The 6057-nt window shown below is 52.1% G+C and carries 6 protein-coding genes; 4 read left to right on the forward strand and 2 right to left on the reverse strand.

Going from position 1 to position 6057, the window contains the following annotated elements:
• Nucleotides 1–11: 11 nt before the first annotated feature.
• The 3 genes from L4X63_RS23100 to L4X63_RS23110 all read left to right on the forward strand — a co-directional run bounded on the left by L4X63_RS23100 (nt 12) and on the right by L4X63_RS23110 (nt 2754).
• Nucleotides 12–341, forward strand: coding sequence for a hypothetical protein (locus L4X63_RS23100; protein WP_250681030.1), 330 nt, complete (start codon nt 12–14; stop codon nt 339–341).
• Nucleotides 342–546: 205 nt separating this feature from the next.
• Entirely contained in the window at nt 547–1557 is a 1011-nt protein-coding gene (locus L4X63_RS23105; protein WP_250681031.1) for a tyrosine-type recombinase/integrase, read from the forward strand.
• Between the two features lie 135 nt (nt 1558–1692).
• The gene (locus L4X63_RS23110; RefSeq protein WP_250681032.1) at nt 1693–2754 is read left to right on the forward strand and encodes a hypothetical protein; all 1062 of its coding nucleotides are present in this window, start codon (nt 1693–1695) and stop codon (nt 2752–2754) included.
• A gap of 591 nt (nt 2755–3345) precedes the next feature.
• Here L4X63_RS23110 and L4X63_RS23115 read toward each other — a convergent pair.
• Entirely contained in the window at nt 3346–4044 is a 699-nt protein-coding gene (locus tag L4X63_RS23115) for a response regulator transcription factor (protein ID WP_250681033.1), read from the reverse strand.
• Nucleotides 4045–4118: 74 nt separating this feature from the next.
• Entirely contained in the window at nt 4119–5312 is a 1194-nt protein-coding gene (locus L4X63_RS23120; protein WP_250681034.1) for a serine/threonine protein kinase, read from the reverse strand.
• 560 nt (nt 5313–5872) lie between these two features.
• Between L4X63_RS23120 and L4X63_RS23125 the strand changes: the two genes are divergently transcribed.
• A partial coding sequence (locus L4X63_RS23125; protein ID WP_250681035.1) for a potassium-transporting ATPase subunit KdpA occupies nt 5873–6057 on the forward strand: 185 nt, incomplete at its 3' end.

Consider the following 6057-nt stretch of genomic DNA (forward strand, 5'->3'; position numbering starts at 1 on the left):
GGAGGACCACCATGAAATGCGAGCATTGCGGACGGGTAATAAGGGAAGGAGACACCATCCATGCCACCAAGTACGGGACGTTGACCTGTACCGGCTTCAAGGCAGCCCAAGAGTCAGCGGTGGTTGTCATATGTGAACCATGTGGAGCTAGGGTGAGCCAGTACATGTATTCCACGTTGGACCCGAGAGCCTTTACCTACCCGACCATCTTCAAGTTGGTGACTGACCTGACCACCCTCATGAAGAACGGATACAAGCTGATCCAGAGAATTGCAAGCCTACCAGTCTCAGACCAGAGAGCACTTCACCACCTCGTTAACTCCTGCAAGCAGACCAAGTAGCTCCCTCCATAAAGTAAGCTCTCACTAATCCCACTAGTTGAACCCAGCATCTTACCTGTCCCTAAGTCTAAAGTTACGTCAGATCGAGAATATAAGAAGTCGAGTAGCCAAGTCCATCATTCATTAAATTTAACAATCCATCAAGCAGTCAATCAAGGAGCCATCATGCTCCTATTTTTGTGTCCAAATCCAAGGAGGTGTCACCATGGCAGTCTACAAACGAGGCGATAAAGGTGTCTTCTACATGAATTTCACTGTTAACGGGGTACGGGTGTTCCGGTCTACCGGGAAGTTTACCAAGAAAGAGGCTAAGCTGGTCGAGGCGGTCGAGAAGAAGAAGCTAATGGATGAGGGTAGCCTATCGCCACAGGAGAAGGCGTCTAGAACCAAGATATCGGATGCGATAGACCAGGTTTACACCGCGCGTTGGAGAAAGAACAAAGATGGAGATGGAACCCACAAGAATGCTTTACGGTTCATCACCCTCATGGGGGATTTACCTCTGGGCTCTATTACCGAGGAGGTGGTCTACGAGTACGTTGCCAAGCTGGAGGCGACCAAGATCGCCACGGCTACCGTCAACAGGTATCTTGCGGCCTTGAAGACTGTCATGAGGTTCAAGAGGCAGCAGGCAGATCATATAAGGCTCGGCAAGGAGACCCAGGGGAGGATAAGGGTAATCAGCAGAGATGAGGAAGTGACGATACTGGCTCTAATCCGTGGAGATAAGCCGAGCATGCGAAACGTCTTCTATCATGAGACGGCAGACCTCATTGAAGTGCTGCTGGACACAGGGATGCGGTTGTCAGAGGCCATCAATCTTAAATATGAGGATGTTAACTTTAAGGCTAATCTGATCTCTATATGGGTCAACAAGGGGGAGAAGCCGAGGAGTGTCCCGATGACCAAGCGAGTACGGCATATCTTGGAGGAGAGGCAGGCCATCAACGGTATCAGAGTGTTCACCATTACCAGACATCAAGCAGCCCATGCCTGGAACTGGGCACGCAAGAGGATGGGACTAAAGGCCGATAAGGAGTTTGTGATTCACGCATTACGCCATACCTGTGCCAGTAGGTTAGTAAATAGGGGGGTTGACCTGTATGTGGTTAAAGAGTATTTAGGTCATTCAACGATACAGGTTACAGAGCGGTATGCTCACCTCTCTCCCGACAAGTTGGCACATGCTGCTCATATACTGGATATGCTCGCATAGGTAGTGAAATGCGGTCCACCCAAGTTAGGAGGAGTTAGGTTGCCGTTGACCTAGCTCCTCCTGCATCGCTTATTACGGCTTTATTCCTGTCGCGTCGTGATAACGTCGTAACCGGATAAAAAGATAGGGGGAGGTATGCCACGTACCCAGTTCTTTGACTCATTGAAAAGGAATCTCGATTTAATAGACCCTAAATTCGATAATGAGGCCTTAAGGCATGATTTGATCATACATCCCATCCTCACCTCTCCTGATGGTCTGGGATGGTACAACCCTGAAGTTATTCCACAACTTAATACTGCAATATATAAAGAATTAAAAGAATCATATGTGTGGAAAGGAGCTCAACCAGTAAGGAGAAGGCCAGATCTAGTTATCGTTCCTTTAGGAATGAACAACCCAGTCGCTATTGTAGAAGAAAAAAAGCGTCAAATCGACATAAGCGCATTGAAAAGGCACGTAGGTCAGGTGACTGAATACCAATGCCTGCACAATGCGGTTTGGGGGCTTCTCTCTGATGGTGAAAAATGGGTTCTTAAGAAAAATAATCAAATTTTTCATACCTTTGCTAACTTAACTGAACTTGAAAAGAATTTTGATGACTTCAAAAATTGCATAGGTAGAGTCGCAATAATGTCTCGGTTAGTTGAGTATAATACATCGGATCTAGTCATTGTTGCTCCAGCAAGACAAGATATATTTTTATGTAGTCTGGACATTTACTCATGTTCATCCATGTCCCTATCTACTTTTTTCTCAAACTCACCTGCTGCTGCAACTGACTTAATGATATTTTTGGGTAAAGCTAATGAAGACATCGCAGCTCATGGATTGGATACTTTGAAAGTAATAGATTGCGAGCAGTTATGGAAATACCTAATGTTACACACGATAGCCTTACCTATAAGAAAAGTAGCCCTTTACAAGGCAGGCCTAGAATTGGATAAACTGTTCAAAACCACATCATTTCGCGATCCCGAAATTTATGTGGACGAATGGCGAAAATTTCAGCACGACATGTCAGTTTTGTCAAAGCAGATTAGGTCCGGCGCGGTTTCTGCTGATGACATAATTGATGTTGCACTTAAGCATGATACTGTAGTGGTAGCTGACGACTTGCCGGAAAATATCAGGACAAAAATTAAAAACCACGCTTTATTTGGTAATCTTCCCAACAGCATAAAAACACAGTTTTGAGGCGAAGATACGGCAAACACGGTTAAGCTGATGGTCACTTCTGATTAAAAGGCCCCCTGCTAACACCCACGTACCATCCTTATGTGGCACCCGGATGAATTATCACAAGATGTTGTTATCTTAGGTGGACAGGACGTAGCAGCTGATGCAGGTTGCGCGAGTGGTTGACGCAGATATTGACGCAGATTGAAGTGTAGGATAAGGTGAAAATCTAATGGCCTAGATGATGTAAGTGGTTGATAGCATGAGGATATGTAATGCAGGTGTCGATGCATTAGAGGGTATCTTCGCCTTTTGATTCCGGCATTCCCAGGTTCGAATCCTGGTACCCCAGCCACTAATAGAAAAGGGTCAGCTCAAAAAGCTGGCCCTTTTTGCATTTGAGCCGGTGGAAGGGGCTGGCACCTACGGTGCCTGTCCCCTTCGCGAAACTCCTATCCAATCCCCTCAACAATAAACGGGCCTGTCGTTGCTCTCCTGGATACGGCTGCTCCCGCCTTACAAGTTTGCAAGCTTGACCCGAATGCTTTTCCTAACCGCTTTCTGGTCCGGGGGCATCCTGATCGGGTCATGAAGAGGCATCGGCAACTATCAACGAAGGCGGTAGCCGAATCCGGGTTCGGTTAGGATATGCCTGGGGTGGGAAGGGTCGCCTTCCAGTTTCTGCCTCAGGTTGCAGATGTTGACCCGTAGTAAGTGGCGGGTTCCCGCCCTGTCCCTCCATTTCACCCCCAGAATCTCCCGTTGGGAAACCGCCTTTCCCGCGTGGACCACCAGGTAGCGGAGGATCTCGAACTCGGTTGGGGTAAGACTGACCTCGCGGTTGCCGACCGCCACCCTCCGCTGCCAGAGATCCACCCTTAGATCCGCGCTCATGAAAACCGGGCTTGTTTCTGACTTCCTGTTCCGCCTCAGGAGCGCGTCTACCTGCGCTCTCAGCTCGTTGTCGCCGAACGGCTTAGCGAGGTAGGCGTCGGCTCCCGCCTCGAACGCTGCCACCCTGTCTCGCTCCCTGTTCTGCTCGGAGACCACCATGAGCGATACCTCCGACCGCCCCCTGATCTGCCGGATCACTTCCAAACCGTCCAAGTCGGGGAGTTCTACGTCGAGCAGGATTGCGTCCGGTTGTACTACCGCTGCGGCCGCCAGCCCTTCCCTGCCGGTCGCGGCCATGCTGAGGTTGAAACGTGAACCGAGGATATGCTGAACGAGGCGGCGGATGGCGGGGTCGCCGTCCACCACCAGCAGCTGTTTTCTCTCTACGGTGGCAGGTGCCGATTTACTCTTCATGTGGGCCATTTCTAACCTCTAAGGGGATTCCAGGTTGATGCTGAGACAGCATTACCTCTTTGACAGGGGTGCTTTCAAGGGCCCCGCTTTATGATCAGCAGGATCACCTTGACGAATATGAAGAGCACTGCCGAGAGGAGCAAGGCGAGCAGGATGCCGCTCTTCAGGTAGCGCTTCCAGAGCCGGGGCGCCTGCAGCCTTTGGCAACGCCCGGTCACCTCCACCCGCTCCGGATGATCCAGTTCTTCCTTCATCGCCGCCGCGGAAGGGTAGCGCCCTTCGGGGAGACGTTCCATCGCGTGCAGGATAATCTCCTCTACTTGGGACGAAATGTTTCCGTCGCAGCCGGACGGGGCGGCCGGATCGCCGGTGACCCGTGCATTCATGGCTGCAAATACGTCCTCAGCACCTTCCAGAAAGGGGATCTTCCCGGTCACCATCTGGTAGAGAATGACCCCCAGCGTGTAGATATCGGTCCTTTCGTCGCCGCGTTTCCCTAAGACCTGCTCGGGGGCCATGTACTCCGGGGTTCCCAAGGCAGGGGTGAATCCGGCGAAGGTGTGACGCCTGCCGATCGACTTGGCGATGCCGAAGTCGAGGATCCTGATGCTCCCGTCGTCGCAGATCATCACGTTCTGCGGCTTGAGATCCCGGTGGATCACCCTGCGCTGGTGCATGTGGGCGATGCCGTCGCAGATGCGGCTCGCCAAGCTCAGCGCCTCCCCTTCGTGAAGCGGCCCGGACTCTTTCAAAAGGTGCGAAAGGGGGCGCCCTCGCAGGAACTCGGTCACCAGGTAGGGACGGCTACGCTTCTCAACCGGGATGAACTTCAGAATGGAAGGGTGATCGAGCCGCTCTCCGATTTCACCTTCTCTGGCGAAGCGCGAGAAGAAGCCGGGATCGCTTTCGTACTGCAGGTGGGGGACCTTGACCGCCACCTGGGCGCCCGAGGCGCGGTCGATGGCCCTGAAAACGGAGGCCATGCCGCTTTGGCCGACACACTCTTCGATCATGAAACGGTCGTCCAGAAGCTTTCCAGGGTGGAGGTCGTACCCTGATGCGTAGATCGCGCCCGGGGAGCCGGAGGGGGGTACCCAGCAGTTCTCCTTCACGTTGAAAACCGGAACCGCGCCCCCTCTGTGTGGAGGGGGCGCGACTGCCGTCGCCCCGGCAGGGCACGTTGCCGGGCCGTCGCTGAAGAATGGCTCGTCGCTCCAGTCCTCTCCCTGGAAGATTCCGGTCTCGACGTCGTAAAGATAGATCTTCATAAGATCTCCTTCCCAAGGGAAAATCCCAGTAATCGGCAGCAACTTAGCCGGTCCCTTCTCATCAGATCCACCCCCAATAACACCCTTTTCCACACGCTTAGGTCTTTTAGGCTACCGTACCCGGATCACCCTTAAGGGAGTATTAAAATTGGCCATCCCGGCGTTAAGAAATCATTAAAGGCTCGAGGGCTCTCATCGTGTTCCTTCCCCCGAGGGCGCTGATAATGGCTTTAATGTTTTCTTCACGAGGGACGGACATCTTTTCACACCGTCTTAATGGCGAAAGGGCTACAGTCCCGCTTCGGTATCGACGGACGGCGCGACGGTCGCGGCTGTCATGATCGATGCGTGACCTGCCACTATGAGGAGGGAAAACTTTAATGGTTCCTTAACGCGATAGCCGGTTGTTTTGACACAACCTTTAGACGAAGGACGGTAACCTTACTATCGTGAGGGAGTTCGCACCCGCCCTGGACAATTAAACTGAAACGGATCCCTATCCGTTGTCACAAGCGGCAGATGTTTCCTGGAGGAGGTCTCTCTTAACGGAGAAAAACACTATGAACAGGTACGAATGGATTGAAACGGTTGTCTTCTTCGCGGTCCTGCTGGCTGCTGTCAAGCCGGTTGGAGGTTACATGGCGAAGGTGTTCCAGGGGGAAAAGACGCTCCTTTCGCCGGTGCTGGTTCCCATTGAGAATATGATCTACAAGGTCTGCGGGACCAGCAAGGAAGAGGAGACGGG

The organism is Geomonas sp. Red32, assembly GCF_023652955.1.
Taxonomy (GTDB): Bacteria; Desulfobacterota; Desulfuromonadia; order Geobacterales; family Geobacteraceae; genus Geomonas.

Bases quoted from the DNA above. Each gene is read 5' to 3' on its own strand.
- L4X63_RS23100 (WP_250681030.1), top strand. From the start codon at position 12: ATGAAATGCGAGCATTGCGGACGGGTAATAAGGGAAGGAGACACCATC.
- L4X63_RS23105 (WP_250681031.1), top strand. From the start codon at position 547: ATGGCAGTCTACAAACGAGGCGATAAAGGTGTCTTCTACATGAATTTC.
- L4X63_RS23110 (WP_250681032.1), top strand. From the start codon at position 1,693: ATGCCACGTACCCAGTTCTTTGACTCATTGAAAAGGAATCTCGATTTA.
- L4X63_RS23115 (WP_250681033.1), bottom strand. From the start codon at position 4,044: ATGAAGAGTAAATCGGCACCTGCCACCGTAGAGAGAAAACAGCTGCTG.
- L4X63_RS23120 (WP_250681034.1), bottom strand. From the start codon at position 5,312: ATGAAGATCTATCTTTACGACGTCGAGACCGGAATCTTCCAGGGAGAG.